Source organism: Rhodoferax sp. UBA5149 (genome assembly GCF_002413825.1).
Classification (GTDB): Bacteria; Pseudomonadota; Gammaproteobacteria; order Burkholderiales; family Burkholderiaceae_C; genus Rhodoferax.
In genome coordinates this window covers 1-1,533 of record NZ_DHXT01000222.1, presented here as the reverse complement: position 1 = coordinate 1,533, position 1,533 = coordinate 1, and the positions used below count along the sequence as shown (strand labels likewise).

At 62.8% G+C, this 1,533-nt stretch carries 2 protein-coding genes; both read left to right on the top strand.

The window, feature by feature from the left end; all coding sequences use genetic code 11:
* On the top strand, window positions 1-384 hold a 384-nt coding region (locus B3V69_RS19765; protein WP_296449238.1), incomplete at its 5' end, for an isocitrate dehydrogenase kinase/phosphatase-domain containing protein.
* Between the two features lie 31 nt (window positions 385-415).
* The coding region (locus B3V69_RS19760; RefSeq protein ID WP_296449235.1) for an acetyl-CoA C-acyltransferase at window positions 416-1,533 on the top strand (1,118 nt) is incomplete at its 3' end.

The following is a 1,533-nucleotide window of genomic DNA, read 5'->3' as shown; positions in this document are numbered from 1 at the left end:
ATTTTCCCCGGCGACATGCTGTGGAAGAACTTCGGCATCACACGCCACGGCAAGGTCGTGTTCTACGACTACGACGAGATTGAATACGTCACCGACTGCAATTTTCGCAAGGTGCCCGAGCCGCGCAATGAAGAAGAAGAAATGTCGGGCGAGGTCTGGTACAACGTCGGCCCGAAAGACGTCTTCCCCGAGACCTTCGGCCCCTTCCTGCTGGGCAACCCGGTGGTGCGCGAAATCTTCATGAAACACCACGCCGATTTGCTCGATGCGGCCTACTGGCAAGGCCACAAGAAGCGCATTCTGGCGGGCGACGTGATCGACGTTTTTCCGTATGAACGCGAGAAACGGTTTATGCCCGTCAACCGGCAGAGCAACCGGATTTGACCCAATTTTTTTGTTGTGAAAGGAAGTTGATATGTCTGATTCCATCGTGATTGTTGGTGCCGCCCGGACCCCCATGGGGAGCTTTCAGGGTGACTTCTCTTCTCTTGCCGCCCACGACCTGGGGGGCGCAGCCATCCGGGCCGCCGTGCAGCGCGCGGGGGTCGCCAGCGAGCTGGTGAACGAAGTGCTGTTTGGCAACTGCCTGATGGCCGGCCAGGGCCAGGCGCCGGCGCGCCAGGCCGCGTTCAAGGGCGGTTTGCCGATCAGTGCGGGCGCGGTGACGCTGTCCAAGATGTGCGGCTCGGGCATGCGCGCGGCCATGTTCGCGAACGACATGTTGGCTTCAGGCAGCGCGGACGTGGTGGTGGCCGGCGGCATGGAGAGCATGACCAACGCGCCCTACCTGCTACAAAAAGCGCGCGGCGGCTACCGCATCGGCCACGACCGCATTTTTGACCACATGATGCTTGACGGCCTGGAAGACGCCTACGAGGCCGGCCGCTCCATGGGCACCTTTGGTGAAGACTGCGCCGCCAAATACAGCTTCACCCGGGAGGCCCAGGACAATTTCGCCACGGCCAGCGTGCAGCGGGCGCAGGCCGCGACGAAATCAGGCGCGTTTGCGGCAGAAATCACGCCGGTGACGGTCAAGGGCCGCGCCGGCGACACTGTGATTTCCATCGACGAAGGCCCCGGTAAAGTCAAGCTCGAAAAAATTCCCACGCTCAAACCGGCGTTCAAGAAAGACGGCACCATCACCGCCGCCAGCAGCTCCAGCATCAACGACGGCGCGGCTGCCCTGGTGCTGATGCGGGCCTCGACCGCCGCCAAGCTGGGACTCAAGCCGCTGGCCCGCATCGTCAGCCATGCGGTGCACGCGCAAGAACCCAACTGGTTCGCCACGGCGCCGATCGGTGCCGTGAACAAGGTGCTGGCCAAGTCCGGCTGGAGTGTGAAAGACGTCGACCTGTGGGAAGTCAACGAAGCCTTTGCCGTGGTGCCGATGGCGCTGATGCATGAGCTGGGGCTGAGCCACGACATCGTCAACGTCAACGGCGGCGCCTGCGCGCTAGGCCACCCCATCGGCTGCAGCGGCGCCCGCATCATGGTCACCCTGATGTACGCCCTGCAGGCACGCGGCCTCAAAAA